Consider the following 25,912-nt stretch of genomic DNA (forward strand, 5'->3'; position numbering starts at 1 on the left):
CTGAAGAGTATGATTGAAATGTTTGCCCTTTTTTTGCCATAATAAAATCCCCTCCAAGTAGAGTGTACCATCCACAATTATTCTTGTGGGCTTTTTACACTGTCTACCTAAAGGGGATAATATCAAACCGGGGTCTTTTTTATTAATTATTAATTTGCGGTAATTCTCTCATTTCCATTGATGTTTCATTGCCACATAGTGGACATTTTAAATCCTCTGTTGCAAAATCCTTACGCATCCAGCCATTGCATGAATTACATGCATATACTTCCATGTTTAATAATACTTCCTCAGGCTTATCTTCCATTCCTTTTCTGTTAAAAAACATGTTGTAGCCCCCTTTTTTGTTTATTATGTACAAAAAAGCTGTATTTTATAGGTAATTAAACAAATTTGAGGAATTTACACGCCTACCAGTAAATTTTTCGGGGCCAAACATTTGACATAGTGCGATAAATTCAGACAAATATGATATGATGATTTCAAAATAAATTACCAATTGAGGAGAATGCACGATGGCGAACCAACTGTATTATACTTCCCCTTACACGTCTTCATGGACAACAAATGTTATAAAAACAATACATAATAACGGCAAGGAATATGTCCTGTTGGAAAATACCGGATTTTATCCTGAGGGTGGCGGACAACCTGCGGATACAGGCACAATCAATGGTGTAAGGGTATTAGACGTGCAAAAGCAAGAAGATGGCACAATTCTTCACCAAGTAGAACAACAAATTGTTGGACAAATAGCTGAATGCAGGCTGGATTGGGAGAAACGATACGATCATATGCAGCAGCATACTGGCCAGCATTTACTTTCTGCCGTGCTGCATGAATGGGAAAACATTGCAACAGTTAGCTTCCACTTAGGCAATGACTACACAACAATCGACATTGAAATAGAAAAGCTAACCCAAACAGACCTACTAGAAATAGAAGCACTTTGCAGCAAGTACATATTTGCAAACAAAGAAATCAAAACATATTTTGTATCACAGGAGGAAGCTTCCTCCATTCCATTAAGAAAGCTTCCTTCTGTGACTGGCAACCTTAGAATTGTTGAAATCGATCAATTTGATTACTCTGCCTGTGCTGGAACACATGTTTCTCATACAGGTGAACTTGGTTTGATTAAACTAATAAAAACAGAAAATCATCGCGGTCAAACAAGACTATTCTTTTTGTGCGGGCACCGTGCAATCAGGGATTATCAGTCATCACAAATTATATTAAACGGGCTCAGCGACAAGTTCCGCACAAATAAGGATATGCTTGCAGATCGCATTGAAAAATTAGAAAAAGAAAAGAAATTCGTTAATAATGAACTTGAAGTAATCAAACAGGAAAACGCAAACTTTTTAGCTGAAAGGTTAACTAGCAGTACGGACAGCTCTGTAATTTCTGCAACTTTTGAAGATAAATCTCTTAAGGATTTGCAGCTGCTTGCCAAGACTATTATGAAAGACAATGATTATACTATTGTCTTTGCTTCTGCATTGGATAAGAAAATATTAATACAACATAATGGCAGCCTTTCTTTTTCCTGTGGAGCGCTTATGAAGGAAATCTTGGCCGGTACAAACGGCAAAGGTGGCGGAAATAATACACAGGCCCAAGCAACCTTTGACACTTCTGCCGATTTTGATCAGGCATATCAAAAAATAATTGTTCAAGTAGAACAAATTTTACAAGCAAAGTAAAACAAAGGAGAAGCAAAGCTGCTTCTCCTTTTGTTATATCTTTTGTTTTCTTGCAAATAGCACGAGTGCTATTTTTATTTGAAAATAACTGATATGTGCCGGAAGCTGTTCCTTAATAGGCTTAAGCTTATCCGTTCCACCCTGCTCTAACACCTCTTCTATTTGCTGCTGTTCATCCACAGATAGAAATTGACTCCAATCCATTACTTCTCCTTCTTCATCACATCTCAGCAAATGATTTTCGATAGTAATAGGAGTCATAGCCCTTTTTTCTGCAATTTCTTTTATATCCAAGCCAGCTTGCAATAACTCCAGAGAAACTAAGTGAGAGTTTTCTGTTTTCTGTTTTTTCTTAGGCAGCATGCTCGTATCTGTACTTGTGACCTCCTGTTTGTTTTCCCAGTCTTCAGGATTCTCCTGTTTATATGACTGCAGTGTCTCAAGAATGATTCCGCCATATTTTTGTAGCTTATTATCCCCTATCCCTTTTATATTAGAAAGCTCTTCTTCGTTTCCTGGCTTTTGACTGGAAATGAGCTTAAGCGTCTGATCAGAGAAAATAACAAACGGAGGAACTCCCTCACTGTCTGCAAGGCTTTTCCGCATCATTCTTAAACGCTGGAACAAATCATTATCTTCTACAATAACCTTGGCTATAGCCTGCTCCTTTCTCAGAACCTGTTTCCGCTGAAGCAGCACTTCCTTCCCTGTTGGTGCCACCTTCAAAATTGGCATGGAGCCACTGCTGACAGCAATATAATTTTCCGATATAAGAAATTCTATGAAATCACTAACGTCTTTAGCCGACTGTTCCTTCATAATTCCATATGTTTTTACTTTATCTAAGGAAAAGTCGATTATCTTTTTGTTTTTTGAGCCTGTCAACACTTGGGCTACCATTGTTTTTCCAAATCTTTCGCCCATACGCATCATACAGGAAAGTACTTTTTGGGCATCTACTGTCACATCAACAACATGTCTTTCATCCTTACAGTTACTGCATCTTCCACATTTCTGCTCTGTTTGCTCCCCAAAATAGTGAAGAATATATTTTTGAAGACAATCCTCTGTATGACAAAAATTAATCATTGCCTGCAGCTTGGCCAAATCCTGCTCCTGTTTAGCGAAATCATGTGTAGTTTGGTCAATGAGAAACCGCTGAATACGGATATCCTGTGCAGAATACAACAGAATACATTCACTTGGAAGTCCATCCCTGCCGGCACGGCCAGCTTCCTGATAGTAGCCTTCCATATTTTTCGGGAGCTGATAATGAATGACGAACCGAATATTACTTTTATCAATCCCCATACCAAAGGCTGTTGTAGCTATCATCAATTGATAATCGTCATTAATAAATTTTTGTTGTTGTTCCTCTCTTGCTTTGTCACTCATTCCACCATGATATTTAGCCACGAGAAAACCTTTATTCGTTAAACGGTCATAAAGCCTTTCGACATCCTGTCTTGTCGCAGCATAAATAATTCCTGATTCTTCTTTATTGTTTTTTAGAAATCCTTCAATATAACGATGTCTATCTTCCCCTTTGACGACAGAAAAGGATAAATTATCACGTTCAAACCCCGTTATGACTGTATTTTCAACAGGAATTTCTAGTTGGGCACAAATGTCCTCTTTAACAACAGGGGTTGCCGTAGCAGTTAGTGCCGCCACAATCGGCCGTTTCTCAAGTCTTCTGATTAATTGCCCTAATCTTGAATAGCTTGGACGAAAATCATGTCCCCATTGGGAAATACAGTGGGCTTCATCTATTGCTATGAATTGAATCTCGAGGTCATTCAACAAATCAATGAAAAATTCCCCATCTAATCTTTCTGGGGCAACATATAAAATTTTATATTTCCCTCTCTTCAAATCTCCCATTCTTTGGGAAGATTCATAAGAATCCAATGTACTGTTCAGAAAGGTTGCAGGAATACCTGCTTCTGTTAGAGAATCGACCTGATCCTTCATCAAGGAGATAAGCGGTGAAACAACAAGCGTCACACCTGGGAATATCATCGCTGGTACTTGATAGCAGATTGATTTCCCTCCACCTGTCGGCATAATACAAGCTACGTTATCTCCTTGCAGAATTTGCCGTATCATTTCCTCTTGCCCTAGTCTAAAGGTATCATATCCAAAATACTCCTTTAATACCGATAATGCTTTTTCAAACATTTATATTAATCCTCCTATTAAAAGCAAAACTTCGTTACTTCCATTGTAACATTTTTTTTGTATGTAATAAGTCGACAAATTAATGTATATCTTCAAACAAAAGAACAGCTTCTAGAAGGAATTTTCTTTCCTCTAGAGAATATCCTTCTATTAAGTTATTGAGGTGAATGCGGTGGAGTGATCATTTTGGATGTTGCCTCAAATGTTACCCTTTGGTAGTACTATTAATAGAAAAGGGCTGAAGATATGAATACAAAACTGATTATTATAGAAGGGCTGCCTGGCAGTGGTAAATCAACTACTGCATCAGCTATTCATGAAATCTTGCAAAACTATCCTATAAAAAGTGAATTGTTTCTTGAAGGAAACCTCGACCACCCTGCTGATTATGATGGGGTTGCTTGCTTTTCACCTTCAGAATGGGGCTTACTTGAAAATAATTTCGTTAACAAAGAAATTCTTCATTCCTGTGTAGAGTATAACAGCGGTCTCTTCCTTTTGCCTTACAGGAAATTAATGCTTCAAGACAATAGCTTATTCACTGACATGGACTTTTCCTCCATCTTCAAACATGACATATACGAACTGCCTTTTGAACAGTATGCAGAATTAGCTGTTAAGAAATGGGCTGATTTTGCAGAAACAGCATGGCGGAATGATAAAATTTATGTTTTCGAATGCTCATTTTTGCAAAATCCGTTAACAATCGGGATGGTCAAATGGGCTGAAGCACAGGAAAGATTAACAAGGCATATTGCTCACTTAGAGGAGATTATTTATAAATTAAACCCAGTGTTATTTTATGTAAGCCAAGAGGATGTGAAAGGCTCTTTTCTAAAAGCATATAATGAAAGACCTGTAGATTGGGCAACAGGATTTATTGATTATTACACAAAGCAAGGCTTTGGAAAAAAACATCTGTTGCATGGGATTGATGGAACAATCCAGGTTCTCCAAGCTAGAAAAAAACTAGAGTTAGAAATTTATGAAAGCCTTTCTATCCAAAAGTTTATTTTAAATAACTCATCTTATAGCCTACAAAGTAACGATATTGTCAAAATGCTAACTTCTTTACAAATTATATAATGAAATATCTATGTTAACACTGATATTATTTGCATAGGACCTTTGTATGCAAATGAAAAGGCATAAGCGAAATGCTTATGCCTCCGTGTATTTAAAATATTACAGCCAAGCTGCTCCAACAATAATTAATAGAATGAATAGTACAACAATCAATACAAATCCGCCATGACCATATCCACCGCTAACAGGTGCTGCGTAGCTGTATCCTCCGCAACCGCAAGAACTTCCATAACCGTATCCACCAAATCCGTATGCCATTTATAAAACACTCCTTCTTTTTTTATATTAATTAATAACCAAAACCAACATAACTAGATCCTACAATGATTAATAAAATGAATAGCACTACAAGGAGAGCAAAGCCTCCACCAAATCCTGCTGTATGTTCACCACTCATTTAATCCACCTCCCTCATGCACATAAGCATATTATGTAGTTACAGGTTGTCTTGAATGGGCGAATTTCATTTTTTTATTTTTTTCTAGCGCAAATCATTTGTTTTGTAATATGTAGAAGCGCAACAGGCAACTTCTTTCCATGAAAGAAATCGCCTGTTTTTGACTTAAAAGAACGGTATAAATGCAAGTGCTGCAATTAATCCGAAAGAAAAACCAACAGCGGCTGCACCCCAACCCCAGCCCCAGCCTGGACCATAGCCTCTGTAATAACCTAAACCGAACCCGCCATACCCTCTTCTGCCACCCAAAGGTCTAATAAAAACCTTATTTGAAGTAACACGATCAATGATTCCAGTATGCACAGTGCCATTATGTGTACGAATGCGAACACATTTCCCAATACCTTTTGAACATTGGTTATAATAATTGTTCATTGTGCTTTCCACCTCCACTTATTTCCTTATATCTTATGTCCAAGCTAACAAAAAGTATGGACAGCCTCCCTATGATAGGAGCGGAAAATTAGAATTTTCATTTTAAAAGCGCAAAAAACCGCCACTTCTTAAGATTCATTTCGTAAGAAGTGGCGGTTTCTCCACGTTTTTATAATGGGTTTTCATTTAACTTGCTATTTATAAGCGCCTCTTGCTTTTCCAAACGAAGCAAGAAAACATTTAATCCAAGTCCGATAACGGTCAACAAACTAAAAAACAAATACACATAAAAAATACTGTAATGATCGAAAATTATGCCCCCAATAAAAGTATTAAACCAATTGCCAAGTCCATTTCCGATGGCAGAATAAAAGGTTATGGACGTTGCAATCAAATGAGCAGGAGCGATTTTTCTTATGTACTGTAGACCAGCAGGTATAAACAAACCAACGCCAAAACCTTGCAGAAAAGCTGTTGCATAAATGAGCGTTAAATTTGGCTCCGTAAAATAAAAAATCCATCTGACTAGCGAAATGATGCCAGAAAATAATGTAATTTCAAGCAAACCAAATTTTCTAATCCAGGCACCTGCAATTTTCATGAATGGCACCTCTGACAATACAGCAATTAAAAACGCTATGCCAATCCCTGTATAGGTGCCACCGCTACCTTCCACAAATAGACCAAAGAAAGTATTATTCGCTAAATTGGGACTAAAAATCATGAAGGTAACAATCAAAAACAGCATGTATTTTTTATGTATGAAAAGCTTACTTGCCCCTTTTAATGGATTTCCGTTAGCAGCAGCCTTCTCCTTCGGTATCATCGCAGTTGCAAAGGAACAAATCAGCAATGCGGCGAAAAAGGAAAGGAAGATGATGCTTGGTGCTACTTCAGACAATCTTCCCATTATAAAAACAGCAATCCCAAATCCAAGCGCTCCGTACATTCTGACATTACCATAATCTAATCTGTGTTCACTTGTATATTTAATTGTAATACTGTCAGATATCGGAACAATCGCGCTTTGAAAAACAGCAATCATTGTTGCAATCACAAAAATCCAGACAAACTGGTCGATAAACAAATACCCTAAACCGCATAATCCGGCAAAAAATGCACATAATTTAAGAATGGCTGTTGGTGAATTTGTTTTATCAGAAAGTATTCCCCAAAAGGGTTGAAAAAATATTGTCACTACCGGTCCTATCGACATAATAATTCCAATTTCGAAGCCAGATAAACCGATTGATTTGTTTAAATAAACACTTAGCAGCGGTGCGATGCTGCCACTTCCAAAAAAGGCAAAAAAATAAAAGCATTGCAGGATATAAAGTTGTTTTTGTGTTTTCATTTAAATATTGTCTCCTTTGCTTTTTCCATTATATATCAGTTGCTGAAATCAGCAAAATAAATTTACAGAAAAAAAACCAATAAGGAGCTTATATCTATGTTAGAAGCTGCAATTTGGGGTGCTGTTGCAAGTTTGTCTTTAATGTTCGGAAGTATTATCGGCCTTATATATAATATACCTGTTAAAGTAAACGCCTATCTTATGGCACTCGGAACAGGAGTGCTAATAGGAGCTTCATCATTTGACCTGCTAATGGAGTCAATGGAAAAGAGTGGGATAAAAAGGACGGCTATTGCTTTTCTTGGCGGAGCATTACTGTTCACCATAATGGAACTAATACTTTACAAAAAAGGCGGCACAAACAGAAAAAGATCAAGCGGTAATACTGCAGCACATTCTGGTATCGCTATTTTCATTGGTACATTGATGGATGCTATTCCCGAATCATTAATTATCGGGTTAAGCTTAATCGCAAGCAATCATGTGGACATACTATTTATCGTCGCAATCTTTATAAGCAACTTTCCTGAGGCGCTTTCCTCCACCGTCGGCTTAAAGAAGGACGGCTATCAAAAGAGAAGAATTTTTCTGCTTTGGTCAAGCGTAGTCCTAATTTCCGCACTAAGCAGTTTAATCGGCTACTCCTTTTTAGCACATGCCTCGGAGATAGTTATCGCAAGTATAGAAGCATTTGGGGCAGGAGGATTAATTGCAATGGTATGCTCCACTATGCTTCCAGAAGCATATCAAAAAGGCGGTCCAGTTGTAGGCTTCATTAGTTGTGCTGGTCTAATGATAGCACTTGCGCTTACTTCCTTATCCGGTTGAGTTAATGTTTAGATGCTAATAGTAATATGGTTGACATGGAGTTAACACATGCAAGCTATGCAGTAGCAAATACATATTATTAGTTCATTAAAAAAACATGTTTCACATTAAGTATCGCCCTATTGCTATCTTAAGGATGGCAATAGCGAAATCTACAATGGAACATGTTTTCTTATTGTTTATTAATGTGTTGTTGAGGATGTTAATTTAGTCGATTGTCGGATTGGAACGATTAAATGTGATCTAGGTTTAGTGAAGCTTATTTTAATGCCTGATTTTTTCATTTTATTTACTAAATCAACAAGCTGTTTTCTAGCCATTTATATCTACTCCTTTATGTCCTGTTATATGTATTGTACTGAAAATATATGAAAAAATTATGAACGTTTAATAAAATTTTATAGATATTTACGTATTCCCGATTACAAGCCCGCAAAACTCCTTTTAGTCATTTTAACGCTTACAAATCATATTCTATTATAATAGAACAATTCCCTTTTTTTTTAGAAAAAAACTCCAATAAAAAACTCTACAAAAAAAGACACTGAGTTGAACTTATATGAATTGGATAAGAATTTCAATAAAAATTAGCTCTTACATGTCAATAATGGTATAATTTTATGGATATTGTATTTTGGAGGAAAAAATATAAATGATAACAGTTAGCAATGTTGGTCTTCGATATGGCGATCGTAAATTATTTGAAGATGTTAATATTAAATTCACACCAGGAAACTGCTATGGTTTGATTGGGGCTAATGGTGCCGGCAAATCAACTTTCCTAAAAATCCTTTCCGGTGAGCTTGAAGCTCAATCTGGACACGTGTCACTTGGTCCAGGCGAACGACTTGCAATCTTGAAACAGAACCATTTTGAATACGAAGAGCATGAAGTGCTTCAAGTAGTTATTATGGGTCATACAAGACTGTATGAAGTAATGAAAGAAAAAGATGCCATTTACATGAAAGAAAATTTCTCTGATGAAGATGGTATGAAGGCTGCTGAGCTTGAGGGTGAGTTTGCAGAATTGAATGGTTGGGAAGCTGAATCAGAGGCTGCAATCCTTTTAAAGGGCTTAGGAATTAATGAGGATCTGCACTCTAAAAAGATGGCAGACATCAGCGGTTCTGAAAAAGTTAAGGTACTTCTTGCACAAGCACTATTTGGGCAACCAGATGTTCTATTACTCGATGAGCCTACTAACCACCTTGACATTGGGGCAATTCAATGGCTTGAGGAGTTCTTGATTAACTTTGAGAACACTGTAATTGTTGTTTCCCATGACAGACATTTCTTGAACAAGGTATGTACACATATTGCTGATTTAGATTACAGCAAAATTCAAATCTATGTTGGTAACTATGATTTCTGGTATGAATCAAGCCAATTAGCATCAAGAATGGCAAATGATGCAAACAAGAAAAAAGAAGAAAAAATTAAAGAGCTACAAAACTTTATTGCCCGCTTTAGTGCCAATGCGTCAAAATCAAAGCAGGCGACATCAAGAAAGAAATTACTTGATAAAATTTCTCTAGATGATATTAAGCCATCTTCTAGAAAGTATCCATATGTAGCATTTACGCCTGAAAGAGAAATCGGTAACGATTTATTGCGTGTCGAAAATCTTACAAAAACGATTGATGGCGTAAAGGTTCTTGATAATATCAGCTTTATCATGAACAAGGATGATAAAATTGCTTTAGTTGGAAAAAATGAGTTAGCTAAAACAACGCTTTTCCGTATTCTTATGGGAGAAATCGGGCCAGACAGCGGATCATTTAAATGGGGTATTACTACTTCACAAAGTTACTTCCCTGCTGAAAACTCGGAGTATTTCTCACGTAATGAGCAAACGCTTGTTGATTGGCTTCGTCAATATTCACCAAATGACCAAACAGAAAGCTTCTTACGAGGCTTCCTAGGCAGAATGCTATTCTCAGGTGAAGAAGTCTTGAAAAAACCTGAAGTTCTTTCCGGTGGAGAAAAAGTGCGCTGCATGCTATCTAAAATGATGCTTAGCGGCTCAAACGTTCTACTCATGGACGAACCGACAAACCACTTGGATCTTGAATCCATCACAGCACTAAACAATGGCCTAATTAACTTTAAAGGCTCCCTGCTGTTCGCATCACATGACCATCAGTTTGTATCAACAATCGCAAACCGCATTTTCGAAATTACACCAAGCGGTTTAGTTGACAAACAAGTAACATATGATGAGTACTTGGAAGATACAAAGCTGCAAAAGCAAGTAGCTGACATGTATAAATAATTGATTAATAAAAATGGTTCCTGCTTTGGCAGGAACCATTTTTCATTTATCCACTTTCAATTTTTATCATGTATCCTTTAGATTGAAAAATTGTGGTATTATTTTCTTATTTCCCCTACAAATCTTGTTAAATGATCTTAAAGGAGTTTAAAATAAATGAAAGAAAAAAACAAACAAAAACTGGGATCTTTTGTTGCTCTATTGATTGTTTTTGGCTTATGGCAAGTTCGCGAGTCAATTGTTAGTATTTCACCTATTTTCGAGAATACTATAATTTATCTTTTTTCCTCGCTATTCTTTGGTATCTTCATAGGCTTATTTGTTAGCAGCCTTATTCCTAATAAGAAAAAACAAAATACTAGGAAAAATACATCAAGCAAAGATAAAACAAAACAAACCACAGCTTCTGCTAAAAAAGACACTAATAATACGCGAACTCATTCACTATTACACAAAGACAGTGAAATATTGACGCTACCATTTAATGAATTAACATGGAGAGATTTCGAACGGTTATGTTACCTGTATTATAAAGCAAAAAGCACTAATCCTCGTGAAACATCCAATGGTGCAGATGGTGGAGTTGATTTAATAATATTTAATAAACATCATAAAACGGACATCGCCATTCAAATTAAACATTATCAAAAAGGCAAACAAATAACAGTTAAGGAAATACGTGAACTAAACACTGCCAAGAGGAATCATAATTGCATACTTGCAGAATTTATCACAACATCAACCTATACCAATGCCGCTTTAGCAGAAGCAAGTAAATTCAAAATCACTTGTAGGGATAAACATTGGGTAGAAAACAAAATACTCCGCTGGAGAGATGAAGCAGCTGCCAAAATAAGGAGCTGACATCTTTAAAAGACTGGTATGACATAAGTATTTAAGTCTCATTCCAAACCGAACTATTTAATCGCTATAGGTTAATAATAGTTTGGTTTTTTATGTTTTTCTGCTTAAAACAATAATTAGAAATCTTAGTGGAATGGAGCGGAGGTCACTCGACTACTAAGGGAAATAGAGGAAAAGCCGAGGAGGCTCATCTTCCTCCCCGCGGAAAGCGAGTGACCTCAGCGCAATGAAACGAACTGCTTTTAAATCCATACTTTATTAAACAACTCCATGCTCCATTGTCTCAAATTTACATAGGTTATTTTTTCGCAGCCCTTATTTTCTTCATATAATAATTTGAGGAATTTACTCTCGGTGTACCGCAACCCAAAACCTAATACAAATTACCTACAAAAGCATCTACCATATTCTTAAAGTTAGACTATATCCCTTTGCAACTGACATTACTCAGCGTGTCTCCGCCTTCTTTTATTCATATAAACAGCTACCACAACAATAAGCAGTACAATCATGCCAATAGTCGTTTTCACAGCAACATTCCAGTTGTTAGATTCATCCACAGCTGTTTTGGTTTCATTTACTGGCTGTATTTCTTGTGGGGTATTCTCCTTCAGCTGAATGGTTTGAATAGTGTCCCCTGCTTTTGACTGCACCTGCAGTTGGCCAGAAGAGGTAATAACAGGATTACGGTTATCAATTGGCACAGTTAAAAGCTCTGTCTTAACAGTCTGAAATTCTTTACCACCCGTACTGAACTTCTTGCCAGGCGGCATAAATTCGTTTTCAAAGCCATTGAACCCATAATCAAACATTGCTGCAGTATCTTCATAAACGTCTTTTTTCCAGTCTCCTTTTAAAACAATTGCAATCAGCTGCAGACCATTTTTCTCTGCAGATGTGGCAAGTGTTTGTTTAGACTGATCCACATAACCTGTTTTCCCGCCGTTTACACCGTCATAAGGCAGCTCACCCTTTAACATGAGATGGTGCGTGACGAGTGTTGTATCCCATGATAAGCCCTCCCAGTTTAACTCCTTTGTTCCGAAGATAGACTGAAACTCTTTATTTTTTAACGCATACTTTGTGATTAGTGCCATGTCATATGCTGTTGTATAATGATTTTCATCATATAGGCCACTTGGATTTGTAAAATGTGTCCCATTCACTTTAATTTCATTTTTTAAATACTCATTGAAATTTTGTTCAAATTGCGCAGCACTTCCGTCCAAATATTCTGCTACTGCATCTGCAGCATCATTTCCTGAATTGATAAGCATACCATTTAGCAGCTTTTCTAGTGTGACCTTCTCTCCGCTTTCCAGATAAACACTTGTGCCCTCTTCCTCGGCAGCATGCTCACTAACTGAAACCACATCATCTAATGAACCCTTCTCGATTGCGTAAATAGCAGTTGCTATCTTCGTAAGGCTTGCTGGGTACATTTTTTGATAGCCGTTTTTTTCATAAATAATTGCGCCTGTCTTCGCATCAAGCAAAAGTGCTGACTCTCCTTTTAAACCAAGCCTGTCTTCCTCTTTGTCTTTATCTGCTGCCTGTGCTGCTGCAGGAACGAGCATCAACAGCAAAAAGAGAACGGCAGTTAATATCTTCATTTGTTAATCACCTAATTTTCTATCTTCTTATAAACCAATGACTATTTTACCAGATTATCCCCCTGATTGCACAGCGATCATATGTTTCAATCATCCGTTATTTCTATTCTTAAATAATTTTATGTCCAAATTGTGAAATAAAGTCTTAGACAAAAAAGTAATGTATTTAAACACAAATGCAGAACACTCACTTCGTATAAAGATCGAAATACAAAAAAACTGAACTATTAATCGATCATCGATAAAATAGTTCAGTTTTAACCTACACTCCAATCCTTTTGTCCAAATCCACTTTAACAATCTTTTATTTGCTCTGTTCTGCTATTTTTTTCAGTGCATCATCATATACTTTTTTTGGAAAATTAGTAATCCGTAATAGTTCAATTGCATTTCTTGTGTTAGAGGCACCATCTTTTATTAAATAATCAAAATAAATTTCGTCATTGCTAATATATTCTCTAAAATGATAATTAGTATATTTACTCGCAAGCATTTCTGTTAGTTCAATATCATGCGTTGCTGCCATTACTCTCGTTTGCTTACAATCATTTAAATAATTCAAGACAGATTCAGCAGCAGCAATTCTCTCTACTGTATTGGTTCCTTTAAAAATTTCGTCTATAAACAAATAGAAGAATGATTATTTGTCTGTATTTACAGTATCAAAAATTCTTTTCAGCGCTATAATTTCACTTAAAAAATAGCTTTGGCCTTTCTCAATATCATCAGCCATTGCCATAGTGGAATATACTGGCCCTCTTGTTAAATTTATTTGTTTACTCGTACTTGTATTTAGAGCTTGAGAGAAAACGATATTTAGCGCGATTGTTTTCATAAAAGTCGATTTACCTGAAGCATTTGATCCAGTAAGGAGACAATTTTTATGAAAGGTAAAATCATTTCCAACAGGATTTTGCAGTAATGGGTGATAGGCTTCATGAATAACGAATGAGCCTTCACCATTAAATGTTGGTACACAATAGTATGGTAATGTTTTTCTCCATATTGCGATTGAGTAGAAAAAATCTAGTTCCGCTGTTTTCTTCCAAGCAAGCTCGTATAAATCTTTATTATGATGTAATAAATGAATAATATAGTGAAAAATGAGATATTCAAGTAAAAATATTGCTTTTAATACTGTCAGTATATGGAGGATTATATTGGTTCCAGTCGTATCATCTTTTAACAGTAACACACTTATAAACGGAGCTTTTCTTAAATTGTTAGTTTTCTTTAAGAAGTCTGTGTCCTTATTTAGCTTTGCTATTTTTCTTGATGTGAGAATGATATGTATGCAATAAGACAAGCTTTCAAACTCTGCCTCGTTTTTTGAACGATTCATGTAAAACAAAAAGGAATTCACTAATGCGCTAGTGAAAAATAAGCTTAAACCAGCATGAAGGGATACTCCAATCAGACCGAGTCCCACTAAAGGAAGTATACTAAGTACCAAAAATAGTTTATTTATTTTAACATCAGGATTTTCAAACATATGCTTAGAGGAATTAGTATATGGCGCTTTGCCCAATGCTGCTAAAATCAACGATAACTTAACCCTAAATGGACTGTCACTGCTTATTTTCTCGATCATCTTCTCGTCCATTACATGCTGTTTGTGAGCTGCTTTCAATCTGAAATAGAGCATCTCTTCTCCAATTGATGTAAAGGCATAGTTGATATTATTAAATATTTTCGTCATGTTTAAGTCATTCCAGGTTATATCATCAATACCAGCATCATCATTGCTTTCTTTTATATTTTCATAGAAAAATTTAAATGTTTCATGGTAATTTTCTCTATGATCTAATTTTTTGTTATGATCCCATAAAGTCAAAATTTGTTTTCTACGTTTATGAGAAAAATACATATTAATAAGAACAGATATAGCAGTAATAATGATTATTATGACAAGGTAAATCATGCTTTTCTCCTCTCTCTATTATTTGTTTACTAAAATATCATATCTTAAAATACATATCATTTCCATTTAAGTTATATTTTGAAAATAAAAAAAGGAACTGAATCGACATTCAGTTCCTTTTGCTTTTTGCAACAAGCATTGTAACTTGTGCTGATGTGAATGGCAGGGAAGATTTTCTTCTATAGCCTAAATACTTAGGCTCCCATGTGTCACAATACTTGTTTTTAAAATTCTTTAAGCCTTGAAAATGATAAAAAACATGTCCATGCTTGAAAATCTGATCTGCAATCTTTTCACTCATAAATGAAAAGCGAGATAGGCTAAGATTGGACAATGGAGCCATCCCTAAATTACAGCTGACAACTTCAGCTTCCTTCAAATATTCAAATGTGTGTAAATATAAGTAGTCCATAGATCCAGATGGTGAACCTGGCAAGCTTCTCATTAAATCAATAGACACCATTTCTCTCAACTGGTAGGAAGGCATAAGTGACAGAAAGGAAATAATCTTCCCATTCGGATCCTTGACATATACAAGCCTGGAAGTATTTAAATAATCCTTATCAAAAAATCCTAATGAAAAGCCTTTTTCCTTTCTGCCTCCAAGCCATCTGTAGCTGATGTTTTCCAGCTCGTTTAAAAGCTGTGGGTCATGTTTTGGATAAGATACTTCAACGGTATAGCCTTCTTTATCAAATTTATTTTTTAATGCTCGATAATTTTTCATTTTTTTGCCTGACAATGAAAATTCAGCTAGTTCCACATGTCCTTCTTCTCCGAGCTTGAAGAAGTCATAGCCATTAGCATGGAGAATCGGCAGCATATTCCGGCTTGTCTGATAAAAAACTGGTGTATAACCGTAAATATCAGCACTTTCATAAAGCTCCTCAACAGCCTTTACAAAGCTTTTTTCTTCCCCGACAGGATCTCCTAAAACAACGAGCTTATCTGCATATGTCTCGTAAATAAATAAAACGTCCTTATCTTTGTTCCAAAAAATATACTTATCATGCAGAAAGATTAGATGAGCTAATGTTGTTCCATTATACTTTTCCAGATGGGAAAGTATTTCTGTCTCCGCCTCTTTTGAAGACAATTTCTGTAAGCTTTTTGGTTTCTTGATCCAATAACCAATAAGAATGATAATTAGGGCGATAAAAAGTGCAACACAAGCACTTAAGAAAAGACTTTTTGCATCGTCTATAACATATGGCCGCATAAACCTCGGCACACTTGCGATACTAGTTGGCATATTTAAATACCCAAGTAGCAGATATCCAAAAGTAAAGAAGGAAATAACAACAATATCAAAAATAATTTTGCCCCATGTAAGCACAAAGCTCTCTCGATAGAATTTTCCTCGTGACAGCAAAAGTAAAATTAAAACAACTATAATAATAATTGCTTCCTCATAATCCAAGCCTTTTAGAAACGTCGTGACAGCCGCAATTGCCAAAACGAATAAAGTAAGATGGTATGTCCGTTTCTCTCTGTATTCGATACCTCTTGCTAGTCCAAGCAGCACAAGACCTGTCCCAACAGAAATGTGATGGGAGAAATTCATGACAGGCAGACTTATAATTCGTTCCGTAAATTGAAGCCTTTCTAATATCCCTGGAACCGCCCCTGAAATTAACAGAAGAATTCCGGATAGAAACACTAGAATGGTTAAAAAGAAATGACTTACATTCTGTACAGCCACCCTTGGAATATTGCTCCAATATCTATTCCATTTCTTCCATAAATCTTGAATTAGCAAAATTAACCCCGTAAAGAACGGGATAAAGTAATAGCCTATTCTATATAAAAGAAGTACAACAAGCAGTTTTTCTGTGGATACTCCTAAGTATTCGAATCCCCATAAAAATACTAAATCAAATGCACCTATTCCCCCTGGAATCATACTTACTATTCCTGCTCCTACTGCAATAAGGAAAATCTTTAGGAAATCCCATCCTGACACAGGAAGGTCCACTAGGCACGCGAGCCAATACAAATAAAAATAGATGAAACTCCATTCTAAAATAGACGTAACTAGTAAGGATAACCCTAATTTACGAGATTTAATAATCTTATGTAAATTGGTTTTTTTTATTTTATAACTGATAATAAGAATCGGAAGTATGGCAGACACAACTAATGTTGTGACCATAAGCCAGTGATGATTTTGAATCAACGGCATCCTCCAGCTGTCGTACAAAATCACCCAAGTAAGGAAGCTCACACCTGTCAAATAGAACATGGTAATAAAAGCGATTCCTTTTAACAGCTTTTTGTTATCCGATTCATATTCCTTATAAAAATAGGATCTTAAAGCAATTCCAATTAACCCTCCGAACCCAAGCAGATTTGAAAAGGAATTGCTAATAAGCGAATACTTTGTAAGTCGGGTCATTGGTATTTCTAAGCTTAAATATTTACTTAAGTAATAATCGTACATAAACATTGGAGATAGTGCTACAAAACCCAAAATGATAATGAGTGCAAGCGTTCCATAACTCAATTTTTCCATGTATTTCAGCAATAGTCCGAAGTCGATTGTAACGAACATGTCCCGGAATTCCATGGATACAAGCAAAAGCAAAGTTACCGGGAAAAGTATTTTCAGCAGCAGCATTATCCGGTCTTTTGTAATAAATGACATTAAAACACCTCAAGATGATTTTTTCCGTTTCATAAAACATAATAAAGCAAACCTACAGTATGTACCATTTTCATTAAAACACTCTAAATAGGAGCTAATATTGAAAGGAGTAAAAAAATATATTCTCTCTTATCATATCTTAAAATTCGCAAAGCGGAAAATAAAAATTAACTTTTTTACATGCTTTTACCATTAATAAATTTATTATGCTCTTTTGACAAAAAACTAATCGGTTGTATTTTTTATAAATACAGACTAGCCATTTTTATTAAACTATTATATAACAGTTTGACAAACAACCACTTGTTATACCCTTCTCCTTTTGCCTTTCACTACAAATTTTTCGTTCCTTTCTCCCTTTCAACACCTGATATAAAGGGAGTTCACACTTTATTCACAGAATTGCCTTAACTTATACATAATTATGTGAAATAAATCACATTAAAATCTGTTATATTGTTTTTAGGAACATCTTTTCTATCTGTTATATAAAAAAACGAGGTGAATTGTAATGGAAAAGCTCGAAACAAATTATTGGAATGGATTTAAAGGCGGCACATGGGAAAAGGAAGTAAATGTTCGCGACTTCATTTTAAAGAACTTCAAACCGTTTTATGGAAGCGCTGATTTTTTAAGTGGACCTACTGTAGAAACAACACAGCTATGGGAACAAGTTCTTGAGCTTTCGAAAAAAGAACGGGAAAGGGGCGGTGTGTATAACCTTGACACAGATATCCCTTCTACAATTACGTCACATGGACCTGGCTACCTTGACAAAACAAAGGAAAAAATCGTCGGCGTCCAAACAGATGAGCCGTTCAAAAGGTCCTTTCAGCCTAATGGTGGTATCAGAATGGCTGTACAGGCATGTGAATCATATGGCTATAAAGCAGATGAGCATCTTGAGGAATTCTTTACGAAGCATCGCAAAACACATAATGCAGGGGTATTTGATGCTTATACAGATGAAATGCGGCTTGCAAGGAAAGCGGCAATCATTACCGGGCTTCCAGACGCATACGGCCGGGGCCGGATTATTGGAGACTATCGCAGGGTAGCACTTTACGGTTTAGACTTTTTGATTGGAGACAAGCAAAAGGATAAAAGAGCAACAAGCTCCATTATGTCAGAAGAAACAATGCGTCTAAGAGAAGAATTGTCTGAGCAGATCCGTGCTTTGCAGGAGCTGAAGGAGCTTGGGGCAAGCTATGGATTTGACCTGTCAAAGCCTGCTGTAAATACTCAAGAAGCATTTCAATGGCTTTACTTGGCATATCTTGCTGCAATTAAAGAGCAAAATGGCGCGGCGATGAGCCTTGGTCGAGTGTCCACCTTCTTAGATATTTATATTGAAAGAGATTTAGAGCTCGGTTTGCTTACAGAACAGCAAGTTCAGGAAATTGTTGATCACTTCATCATGAAGCTGAGACTTGTGAAATTTGCTCGTACACCTGACTATAATGAACTATTCAGCGGCGATCCGACATGGGTGACAGAATCAATCGGAGGCATGGCGAATGACGGCAGACCATTGGTGACAAAAAACTCATTCCGGTTTCTGCATACACTCGACAATCTAGGACCAGCTCCTGAACCGAACTTGACAGTGCTTTGGTCCACACAGCTTCCGGAAAACTTCAAAAAGTTCTGTGCCCAAATGTCTATTCAAACAAGTTCCATACAATATGAAAATGATGACATTATGAAGCCGCATTGGGGCGATGATTACGGAATTGCTTGCTGTGTTTCCGCGATGGAAATAGGAAAGCAAATGCAGTTCTTCGGAGCACGCGCAAATCTTGCAAAATGTCTGCTTTATGCAATAAATGGCGGCAAGGATGAAAAATTAAAAGAGCAAGTCGGTCCGGCTTATGCACCAGTTACTTCTGAGTATTTAGATTACAGTGAAGTAATGGAAAAATTTGATTTAATGATGGAATGGCTGGCAGGTCTATATATCAATACATTAAACGTTATCCATTATATGCATGATAAATACAGCTATGAAAGAATTGAAATGGCTTTGCATGATTCCGAAATACTGCGAACAATGGCAACTGGAATCGCTGGTTTAAGCGTTGTTGCTGACTCCTTGAGTGCAATTAAATATGCAAAAGTTAAAGTAATCAGAGATGAGTTTGGAATTGCTACTGACTTTGAAATAGATGGCGAATTCCCTAAATACGGAAATAATGATGATAGAGTAGACAGTATTGCCGTATCCCTTGTGGAAGGCTTCATGAAAAAGCTGCGTAAGCATGCCACATATCGTAATTCCATGCATACAATGTCTATTCTTACAATCACTTCCAATGTAGTCTACGGTAAAAAGACTGGAAACACACCTGATGGACGCCGTGCAGGAGAGCCGTTTGCCCCTGGAGCAAACCCAATGCATGGACGGGACACAAAAGGAACGCTTGCATCACTTTCATCTGTAGCGAAGCTTCCATATGATTCTTCCTTGGATGGTATATCTAACACCTTCTCTATTGTACCTAAGGCACTTGGCAAGGAAGAGGAAGATCGGTCAGCTAATCTTGTCTCCATACTAGATGGATATGGAATAAAAGCTGGTCACCACTTAAATGTTAATGTATTTAATAGGGAAACACTTCTTGATGCGATGGAGCATCCTGAGCTGTATCCACAATTGACAATCAGAGTTTCAGGCTATGCTGTTAACTTTATTAAGCTTACCCGTGAACAGCAGTTAGATGTTATCAATCGAACTTTCCATGAATCTATGTAATATAACAAGCGTACTGCTATTTTTGCAAGGTTTACTAAAAATAGGGAGAGCAGGTAGCTGCTCTTCCCTCTACCTTATATGTATCGTGATTTCAACTGTTATACAGGAGGTGTATCAACATGAAGGGGAGAATTCATTCCATTGAAACATTTGGTACTGTCGATGGACCTGGGATTCGATATGTTGTTTTTACACAAGGCTGTCTGCTGCGCTGTCAATTTTGCCATAATGCGGACACTTGGGAACTGCATGGTGGAAAGGAAATGGAAGTACAAGAAATTATAGAGGACTTAACTGCATACCTCCCTTTTATAAATGCTTCAGGCGGAGGAATAACAGTCAGTGGCGGTGAACCGCTGCTGCAGCTGCCATTTCTTATAGAATTGTTTAAAGCATGTAAACAAATTGGGGTTCATACGACTATTGATACATCTGGCGGCTGCTATTCAACAGCATCCCATTTTCAAGAACAGTTATTAGAGCTGCTTTCCTACACAGATTTAATTTTATTAGATTTAAAACATATCAACCGTAAAAAACATATAAATTTAACTGGTATGGGCAATGATCATATTCTAGCTTTCGCAACCTTTTTATCAGAAAAACGGGTACCTGTTTGGATTCGCCATGTTCTTGTACCGACTATTAATGATAATACAGATGATTTGCGAACACTTGGGGAGTTCATTTCTACCTTGTCAAATGTGGAAAAAGTAGAGATTCTACCGTACCATAAACTTGGTGTCTATAAATGGGAGGCATTAGGATTGGATTATCCATTAGTAGGGATTGATCCTCCAAGTGAAGAATCTGTGAGTTATGCTTACAGTATGCTTGTAAATACTAGCAAATGAAATGATTATCCTTTAACCACAAAAGAAAGCCCCAGGCATCCGCCTGAGGCTTTCTTTCTCTTATAACTGCTCATGAGAAACCTTAATCTTTGTCTTTGTCTTTGTCATGGTGATGATGCTTATTTCCTACGCTTACATTATACTTAAAGTTGATTGGAAAATTCAGCACCATAACGTTTAATTTAACACCAAAAATTGTCATAAATTTACCCTCCCTATTCCTTTACCTCATTTTTGTGCTTCACTAATTAAAGTTGAAGCAAGTTTTACTTTCTATGCTATATTATGTAATTTCAAAGGACATGCCTGTGCGTATGTAACAATTTCTTTTTTTGTATAAAAAACCTTTCTTCATTTTAGACTGGCCTAGCTAAGTCAGATACAAATAAAAAACATTATTAGGCTGCTATGCTGCTAATTAATTTTGGCACATTTTGTTAGTTACGTTCTTCGTTATAATACTTTCCCCTTTATTACAGCCTATTTTGTTTCGCCTGAATATAGTTTTCCCCATAAAAATACCCTCCAAGTGAACACTTATTTTAAGTGTTCACTTGAAGGGTGTTTTTTGAAATACCATTTTTCACGTATGAAAGGTTTTATTTGCTTTATTTCCACCAATTATCGAACATCGATGCTGGGACTTGTCGTTTATGCTCTGTAATTAAGTAACGTGCCTCGATTTTTTCCGCTGCCTCTTTCGGCACTTCCTTGCCTTCCAAATAATCATCAAGCTGATCATATGAAATGCCAAGCTCTGTTTCATCAGCCTGACCTGGTTTTTCATCTAACAAATCAGCAGTAGGAACCTTTAAGTAAATTCTTTCCTCTGCGCCTAGCTCTTTTAAAAGCTGTTTACCTTGTCGTTTAGATAGACCTGTTAATGGAAGTACATCTGCTCCGCCGTCTCCATATTTCGTAAAGAAACCTGTCACTGCTTCTGCTGCATGGTCTGTTCCAATTACGAGCAGATTTGACTGTCCGCCAATCGCATATTGGGCAATCATTCGTGCGCGAGCCTTAATATTCCCTTTGTGATAATCAGATAATGGCGTATCCTCCATGTCATCATACACTTTTTTAAATTCGTCAACAGGTTCTTTCACATTAAATACAAGCTCTTTATCTGCTTTAATAAATTGAAGTGCTTTTTTTGCATCCTCTTCATCGGCTTGGACACCATATGGCAGCCTTACTGCAACAAATGTAGCGTCATGACCCTCACTGCGAAGCTCTTCAACAGCCAATTGTGCTAATCTACCTGCAAGTGACGAATCCTGTCCGCCGCTTATTCCCAACACAAAACCTTTTGCTTTCGCCTTTTTAACATATTCCTTTAAAAAGTTAACGCGCAGGCTGATTTCTTCCTTTGCATCTATTTCAGGTTTTACATGAAGTGCTGCAATTATTTCCTTTTGTAAGCTCATGCCATATTCCTCCTATTTTTGCGTATTTTTAACTTTACTTTTCACCATTTCCAGGTGGCTCATTTTGTTTTCCCAGCATAATGGGCTTAAATCAACTGGATATTCCTCCGGGTTAAGGGAACGCTTGTATTCATCCCAAAGCACATCCAAATTTTCCTCGGCAAATTTTTGCGCTTCATAAATAGTCGGTGATTTATAAATTAGTTCTCCATTTTTAAAAATGTCCTGATGGATGTCTTTCGCATGAAAGTTTGTAACAAATTTGCTGATATAAGTATGTGTTGGATGGAACATTTTTAATCGTTCCTCTTCCTCCGGATGCTCTGTTTCCAGGCAAATATAATCACCTTCAGATTTATGGTTCATGCTATTGATAATACGGTATACCCTTTTAATGCCAGGTGTTGTCACCTTTTCTGGGTTTCCGCTAATTTTGATTGTATCTTGCATATTACCCGCTTCATCTTCAATTGAAACAAGCTTGTATACTCCTCCCAATGCCGGCTGATCAAAAGCAGTAATAAGCTTTGTGCCAATTCCCCAAACATCTATTTGAGCACCCTGAGCCTTTAAGTTTATAATCGTATACTCATCAAGGTCATTACTTGCGACAATTTTTGTCTCAGTAAAACCAGCTTCATCGAGCATTTTCCTTGCTGCTTTTGATAAGTATGCTAGGTCTCCGCTATCGAGTCTAATACCAATAAAATTGATTGAGTCGCCTAGTTCCTTCGCCACTTTAATGGCATTTGGAACACCTGAACGCAATGTATCATATGTATCAACTAAGAAAACACAATCCTTATGGCGTCTAGCATATTTATGAAAAGCAGTATACTCATCATGATATGCCTGAATCATGCTGTGCGCGTGTGTGCCTGATACTGGAATACCGAACAGCTTGCCTGCTCTAACATTAGATGTTGAGCTAAACCCGCCGATAAACGCTGCTCTAGTTCCCCAAAGGGCTGCATCCATCTCTTGAGCTCGTCTGCTTCCAAATTCCATTACGACACCTTCACCAATCGCATGCTTGATACGCGAAGCTTTTGTAGCAATCAATGTTTGATAATTCACAATATTAAGCAATGCCGTTTCAATAATTTGGGCTTGTGCCAGCGGTGCCTCCACCCTTACTAACGGTTCATTCGCAAATACTACTTCCCCTTCTTCAACAGAACGGATATTACCTGTAAAACGGAAGTCCTTTAAATACTCTAAAAAGTCCTCTTTAAAACCTTCTTCTCGCAAATACTCAAGATCACTTTCAGTGAAATGTAACCCTTTTAGGTACTGTATTATTCTTTCCAAGCCTGCAAACACAGCATAGCCATTATTGAAAGGAAGCTTACGAAAGTATACTTCAAACACAGCATTTCTTTCTGAAACTCCATCCTCCCAATATGTTTCTGCCATATTAATTTGATATAAATCTGTATGCAGCATCAAGCTGTCGTCACGGTAATTAAAACTCATGCTTTTCCTCCTGCGGTTTTAACCAATTCACCTTACAAAATGGCTGCACCAAGTGTGCTTTTAAAATGATTTAGCGCCCATATATGGCCTGCTTCATTAAAGGATGCTGTTGCCTTTTCATGGATATAAAGATTATATCCCTTATTATAGGCGTCTACAGCCGTGTGGAGCACACATATATCTGTACAAACACCTACAAGATGAATATCCTTTATGTTTCTCTCATTGAGCTTTATTTCAAGATCTGTACCGGCAAAAGCACTGTATCTTGTTTTATCCATCCAATAAACATTGTTGTGCACCTTGAATTGCTCATAAACTTCTTTCAAGGCACCATAAAGATTCCTGCCTTCTGTCCCTTTTATATTATGGGGCGGAAACAATTCTGTTTCAGGATGATATGCATCCTTTTCAGTATGTAAATCGATGGCAAACACAGTAAAATGACCCTCTTCGATAAATTGCCGGGTAATTTGCGTAATAGCCTCTTCTATTTTAATTCCTGGATCACCGCAAGGCAGTGCGCCTTCAATAAAATCGAACGTATAATCAATATTTATTAGAGCTTTCACTAGAATAGCCTCCTTTAGGATACGCTAAAATATGTGAACACATTATACCGAACTTCCTGCCATTTTACCATAAACTAAGCTTATTTTCCTTGAAACATGTAAGGAACTGTACGTGGATCTTTAGGCCATTTTGTAAGTGTAAAAGTACTTTTATCTCTATCATACACCTAAATATGACAATTATTAAAGAAAGATTTTGCTGCGAGATAAATATTTTTAGCGGGAGCTTTAAATAGAGGCAATATATTAATGGTCCAGTTAAAAAGAAAATGGAATTGTCACAAGGTATTACCAATAGAACAAGATTGCACTTTAGGCTTATTTTCGATATAATTTTAGTGTTGATAACGAACCTGAGGTGTATAAATGTTTGAATTCTTAATTGATTTGACAAACATTCCAAGCTATCAAACCATCTATATTACTGTAATGATAGGATTAATGGTTAAGTACTTTTGGGATATTAACCTGCAAATCACTGTGAATGATGAATTTATCGCATCAGATGGCCTTTATTTGCAAAGAGTCATCACGACGGTAAATTTTAATGTTCAAAAATACAATACGCCCATTCTGCAATGGATATGTAAAAATATTCGTAAAAGAATGGAAAGCACTGCTGATGATCCAGAAAAACCGTTTCTCCTCCTGATATAGACTAAATCTTTCAACGAAATAGGAGGAGTCACAATGACGAAATCAGCAAAAAAACTAGTTTTAGTACTTATGACAATATTAACTGCCATCATGCTTAGCGCATGTTCAACGACAGGTAGCGGAAGTGGAAGCAGCGGAGGTTGGTTCCATAATACGGTCGTCGAGCCATTTGCATCCTTGATACATGGGACAGCAATGCTATTTAATGGCAGCTTCGGACTTGCAATTATCCTGATTACACTTATCATTCGCCTTTTGTTAATGCCGCTAATGCTGCGTCAGTATAAAAAACAGCAGACGATGAAAGTGAAGATGGAACTAATCAAGCCGGAAATGGATCGCATTCAAAAAAAGCTAAAAACGACGAAAGACCAAAAAGAACAGCAAAACCTGCAGCGTGAAATGATGGACCTATATAAAACACATGGAGTTAATCCATTGTCAATGGGCTGTCTGCCAATGATTATCCAAATGCCAATTCTTATGGGCTTCTATTATGCAATAAGAGGCTCACAGGAAATTGCCAGCCATACATTCTTATGGTTTAATCTTGGTCATTCCGACCTTATCTTAACGGCCATTGCTGGTATTGTTTATTATTTACAGTTCCGCGTGACACAAAACACGATGACTGCTGAACAACAAAAGCAAATGAAATTCATGGGATTAATTTCACCAATTATGATTGTAATGGTATCACTTAATGCTCCTGCTGCTCTTCCGCTATACTGGACAGTCGGTGGTATTTTCCTTATATTGCAATCCATGCTTGGACGCAAATTATATCCGCCAGCAGTTAAAGATGCTGCTGCAGTTACAAAAAAAGACAAACAATAAGCAAAAAAAAACAGACGAGATATCCTTCGTCTGTTT

20 protein-coding genes and 2 pseudogenes are annotated in these 25,912 nt (G+C 36.7%); 9 read left to right on the top strand and 13 right to left on the bottom strand.

Features of this window, described 5'->3' with window-relative positions:
- Positions 1-142: 142 nt before the first annotated feature.
- Positions 143-328 carry a cold-inducible protein YdjO-related protein gene (locus EM808_RS22890; RefSeq protein ID WP_127741165.1) on the bottom strand — a complete coding sequence of 62 codons (186 nt, stop codon included), beginning with the start codon at positions 326-328 and terminating at the stop codon, positions 143-145.
- A gap of 187 nt (positions 329-515) precedes the next feature.
- Here EM808_RS22890 and EM808_RS22895 point away from each other — a divergent pair, with 187 nt between their 5' ends.
- Complete coding sequence (locus EM808_RS22895; protein ID WP_127741167.1) at positions 516-1,706, top strand: alanyl-tRNA editing protein; 1,191 nt, start codon at positions 516-518, stop codon at positions 1,704-1,706.
- Positions 1,707-1,739: 33 nt separating this feature from the next.
- Here EM808_RS22895 and recQ read toward each other — a convergent pair whose 3' ends face one another.
- Positions 1,740-3,887, bottom strand: a complete 2,148-nt coding sequence (gene recQ / locus EM808_RS22900) for a DNA helicase RecQ (RefSeq protein ID WP_127741169.1) — start codon at positions 3,885-3,887, stop codon at positions 1,740-1,742.
- A 246-nt stretch (positions 3,888-4,133) separates the two neighbouring features.
- On the opposite strand from recQ, the gene EM808_RS22905 reads away from it, so the two are divergent.
- Positions 4,134-4,973 carry a P-loop NTPase family protein gene (locus EM808_RS22905; protein WP_127741171.1) on the top strand — a complete coding sequence of 280 codons (840 nt, stop codon included), beginning with the start codon at positions 4,134-4,136 and terminating at the stop codon, positions 4,971-4,973.
- A 99-nt stretch (positions 4,974-5,072) separates the two neighbouring features.
- Here the strand turns inward: EM808_RS22905 and EM808_RS29840 are convergent.
- The 4 genes and pseudogenes from EM808_RS29840 to EM808_RS22925 form a co-directional block, all read right to left on the bottom strand.
- A pseudogene (locus EM808_RS29840) lies at positions 5,073-5,156 on the bottom strand (YjcZ family sporulation protein); the annotation flags it as partial.
- 106 nt (positions 5,157-5,262) lie between these two features.
- The gene (locus EM808_RS22915; protein ID WP_127741175.1) at positions 5,263-5,370 is read right to left on the bottom strand and encodes a YjcZ family sporulation protein; all 108 of its coding nucleotides are present in this window, start codon (positions 5,368-5,370) and stop codon (positions 5,263-5,265) included.
- 165 nt (positions 5,371-5,535) lie between these two features.
- On the bottom strand, positions 5,536-5,805 hold the full coding sequence (locus EM808_RS22920; RefSeq protein WP_127741177.1) for a hypothetical protein: 270 nt from the start codon (positions 5,803-5,805) through the stop codon (positions 5,536-5,538).
- 169 nt (positions 5,806-5,974) lie between these two features.
- Positions 5,975-7,159: an MFS transporter gene (locus EM808_RS22925; protein ID WP_127741179.1), complete on the bottom strand. Its 1,185-nt coding sequence runs from the start codon at positions 7,157-7,159 to the stop codon at positions 5,975-5,977.
- Positions 7,160-7,255: 96 nt separating this feature from the next.
- On the opposite strand from EM808_RS22925, the gene EM808_RS22930 reads away from it, so the two are divergent.
- Positions 7,256-7,987, top strand: a complete 732-nt coding sequence (locus EM808_RS22930) for a ZIP family metal transporter (protein ID WP_127741181.1) — start codon at positions 7,256-7,258, stop codon at positions 7,985-7,987.
- Positions 7,988-8,169: 182 nt separating this feature from the next.
- Here EM808_RS22930 and EM808_RS28745 read toward each other — a convergent pair whose 3' ends face one another.
- The gene (locus tag EM808_RS28745; RefSeq protein ID WP_164849752.1) at positions 8,170-8,307 is read right to left on the bottom strand and encodes a hypothetical protein; all 138 of its coding nucleotides are present in this window, start codon (positions 8,305-8,307) and stop codon (positions 8,170-8,172) included.
- Positions 8,308-8,639: 332 nt separating this feature from the next.
- Here EM808_RS28745 and EM808_RS22935 point away from each other — a divergent pair, with 332 nt between their 5' ends.
- Together EM808_RS22935 and EM808_RS22940 are read left to right on the top strand one after the other, a co-directional pair.
- Positions 8,640-10,259: an ABC-F family ATP-binding cassette domain-containing protein gene (locus EM808_RS22935; RefSeq protein ID WP_127741183.1), complete on the top strand. Its 1,620-nt coding sequence runs from the start codon at positions 8,640-8,642 to the stop codon at positions 10,257-10,259.
- A gap of 156 nt (positions 10,260-10,415) precedes the next feature.
- Positions 10,416-11,123 (top strand): restriction endonuclease, encoded by a 708-nt coding sequence (locus tag EM808_RS22940; protein ID WP_127741185.1) that lies wholly within the window; start codon positions 10,416-10,418, stop codon positions 11,121-11,123.
- A 443-nt stretch (positions 11,124-11,566) separates the two neighbouring features.
- On the opposite strand, the gene EM808_RS22945 is transcribed toward EM808_RS22940, so the two are convergent.
- The 3 genes and pseudogenes from EM808_RS22945 to mprF all read right to left on the bottom strand — a co-directional run bounded on the left by EM808_RS22945 (position 11,567) and on the right by mprF (position 17,301).
- On the bottom strand, positions 11,567-12,736 hold the full coding sequence (locus EM808_RS22945) for a D-alanyl-D-alanine carboxypeptidase family protein (protein ID WP_235856696.1): 1,170 nt from the start codon (positions 12,734-12,736) through the stop codon (positions 11,567-11,569).
- A gap of 304 nt (positions 12,737-13,040) precedes the next feature.
- Positions 13,041-14,657: pseudogene (locus EM808_RS29690) on the bottom strand (MutS-related protein).
- Between the two features lie 109 nt (positions 14,658-14,766).
- A complete protein-coding gene (gene mprF / locus EM808_RS22960) occupies positions 14,767-17,301 on the bottom strand; it encodes a bifunctional lysylphosphatidylglycerol flippase/synthetase MprF (protein WP_127741191.1) in 2,535 nt (844 codons plus the stop codon).
- A 511-nt stretch (positions 17,302-17,812) separates the two neighbouring features.
- On the opposite strand from mprF, the gene pflB reads away from it, so the two are divergent.
- A complete protein-coding gene (gene pflB, locus EM808_RS22965) occupies positions 17,813-20,053 on the top strand; it encodes a formate C-acetyltransferase (protein WP_127741193.1) in 2,241 nt (746 codons plus the stop codon).
- Between the two features lie 119 nt (positions 20,054-20,172).
- Positions 20,173-20,907: a pyruvate formate-lyase-activating protein gene (pflA, locus tag EM808_RS22970; protein ID WP_127741195.1), complete on the top strand. Its 735-nt coding sequence runs from the start codon at positions 20,173-20,175 to the stop codon at positions 20,905-20,907.
- 608 nt (positions 20,908-21,515) lie between these two features.
- Here the strand turns inward: pflA and nadE are convergent.
- Genes nadE through EM808_RS22985 form a run of 3 tightly spaced genes read right to left on the bottom strand, consistent with a single transcriptional unit; the run spans position 21,516 to position 24,388 of the window.
- Positions 21,516-22,334, bottom strand: coding sequence for an ammonia-dependent NAD(+) synthetase (gene nadE, locus EM808_RS22975; RefSeq protein ID WP_127741197.1), 819 nt, complete (start codon positions 22,332-22,334; stop codon positions 21,516-21,518).
- Positions 22,335-22,346: 12 nt separating this feature from the next.
- Positions 22,347-23,810 carry a nicotinate phosphoribosyltransferase gene (locus EM808_RS22980; protein WP_127741199.1) on the bottom strand — a complete coding sequence of 488 codons (1,464 nt, stop codon included), beginning with the start codon at positions 23,808-23,810 and terminating at the stop codon, positions 22,347-22,349.
- Between the two features lie 32 nt (positions 23,811-23,842).
- The gene (locus EM808_RS22985) at positions 23,843-24,388 is read right to left on the bottom strand and encodes a cysteine hydrolase family protein (protein ID WP_127741201.1); all 546 of its coding nucleotides are present in this window, start codon (positions 24,386-24,388) and stop codon (positions 23,843-23,845) included.
- A 360-nt stretch (positions 24,389-24,748) separates the two neighbouring features.
- Here EM808_RS22985 and EM808_RS22990 point away from each other — a divergent pair, with 360 nt between their 5' ends.
- Together EM808_RS22990 and yidC are read left to right on the top strand one after the other, a co-directional pair.
- Positions 24,749-25,039: a hypothetical protein gene (locus EM808_RS22990; protein ID WP_127741203.1), complete on the top strand. Its 291-nt coding sequence runs from the start codon at positions 24,749-24,751 to the stop codon at positions 25,037-25,039.
- 33 nt (positions 25,040-25,072) lie between these two features.
- Positions 25,073-25,876: a membrane protein insertase YidC gene (gene yidC / locus EM808_RS22995; RefSeq protein WP_127741205.1), complete on the top strand. Its 804-nt coding sequence runs from the start codon at positions 25,073-25,075 to the stop codon at positions 25,874-25,876.
- Positions 25,877-25,912: the final 36 nt, after the last annotated feature.

It is taken from the genome of Niallia taxi (assembly GCF_004005475.1).
GTDB classification, from domain to species: domain Bacteria; phylum Bacillota; class Bacilli; order Bacillales; family Cytobacillaceae; genus Niallia; species Niallia taxi.

Bases quoted from the DNA above. Each gene is read 5' to 3' on its own strand.
- mprF (WP_127741191.1), bottom strand. From the start codon at position 17,301: ATGTCATTTATTACAAAAGACCGGATAATGCTGCTGCTGAAAATACTT.
- yidC (WP_127741205.1), top strand. From the start codon at position 25,073: ATGACGAAATCAGCAAAAAAACTAGTTTTAGTACTTATGACAATATTA.
- nadE (WP_127741197.1), bottom strand. From the start codon at position 22,334: ATGAGCTTACAAAAGGAAATAATTGCAGCACTTCATGTAAAACCTGAA.
- pflB (WP_127741193.1), top strand. From the start codon at position 17,813: ATGGAAAAGCTCGAAACAAATTATTGGAATGGATTTAAAGGCGGCACA.
- EM808_RS28745 (WP_164849752.1), bottom strand. From the start codon at position 8,307: ATGGCTAGAAAACAGCTTGTTGATTTAGTAAATAAAATGAAAAAATCA.
- EM808_RS22935 (WP_127741183.1), top strand. From the start codon at position 8,640: ATGATAACAGTTAGCAATGTTGGTCTTCGATATGGCGATCGTAAATTA.
- EM808_RS22945 (WP_235856696.1), bottom strand. From the start codon at position 12,736: ATGAAGATATTAACTGCCGTTCTCTTTTTGCTGTTGATGCTCGTTCCT.
- EM808_RS22915 (WP_127741175.1), bottom strand. From the start codon at position 5,370: ATGAGTGGTGAACATACAGCAGGATTTGGTGGAGGCTTTGCTCTCCTT.
- pflA (WP_127741195.1), top strand. From the start codon at position 20,173: ATGAAGGGGAGAATTCATTCCATTGAAACATTTGGTACTGTCGATGGA.
- EM808_RS22980 (WP_127741199.1), bottom strand. From the start codon at position 23,810: ATGAGTTTTAATTACCGTGACGACAGCTTGATGCTGCATACAGATTTA.
- EM808_RS22990 (WP_127741203.1), top strand. From the start codon at position 24,749: ATGTTTGAATTCTTAATTGATTTGACAAACATTCCAAGCTATCAAACC.
- EM808_RS22920 (WP_127741177.1), bottom strand. From the start codon at position 5,805: ATGAACAATTATTATAACCAATGTTCAAAAGGTATTGGGAAATGTGTT.
- EM808_RS22895 (WP_127741167.1), top strand. From the start codon at position 516: ATGGCGAACCAACTGTATTATACTTCCCCTTACACGTCTTCATGGACA.
- EM808_RS22940 (WP_127741185.1), top strand. From the start codon at position 10,416: ATGAAAGAAAAAAACAAACAAAAACTGGGATCTTTTGTTGCTCTATTG.
- EM808_RS22905 (WP_127741171.1), top strand. From the start codon at position 4,134: ATGAATACAAAACTGATTATTATAGAAGGGCTGCCTGGCAGTGGTAAA.
- EM808_RS22930 (WP_127741181.1), top strand. From the start codon at position 7,256: ATGTTAGAAGCTGCAATTTGGGGTGCTGTTGCAAGTTTGTCTTTAATG.
- EM808_RS22890 (WP_127741165.1), bottom strand. From the start codon at position 328: ATGTTTTTTAACAGAAAAGGAATGGAAGATAAGCCTGAGGAAGTATTA.
- EM808_RS22925 (WP_127741179.1), bottom strand. From the start codon at position 7,159: ATGAAAACACAAAAACAACTTTATATCCTGCAATGCTTTTATTTTTTT.
- recQ (WP_127741169.1), bottom strand. From the start codon at position 3,887: ATGTTTGAAAAAGCATTATCGGTATTAAAGGAGTATTTTGGATATGAT.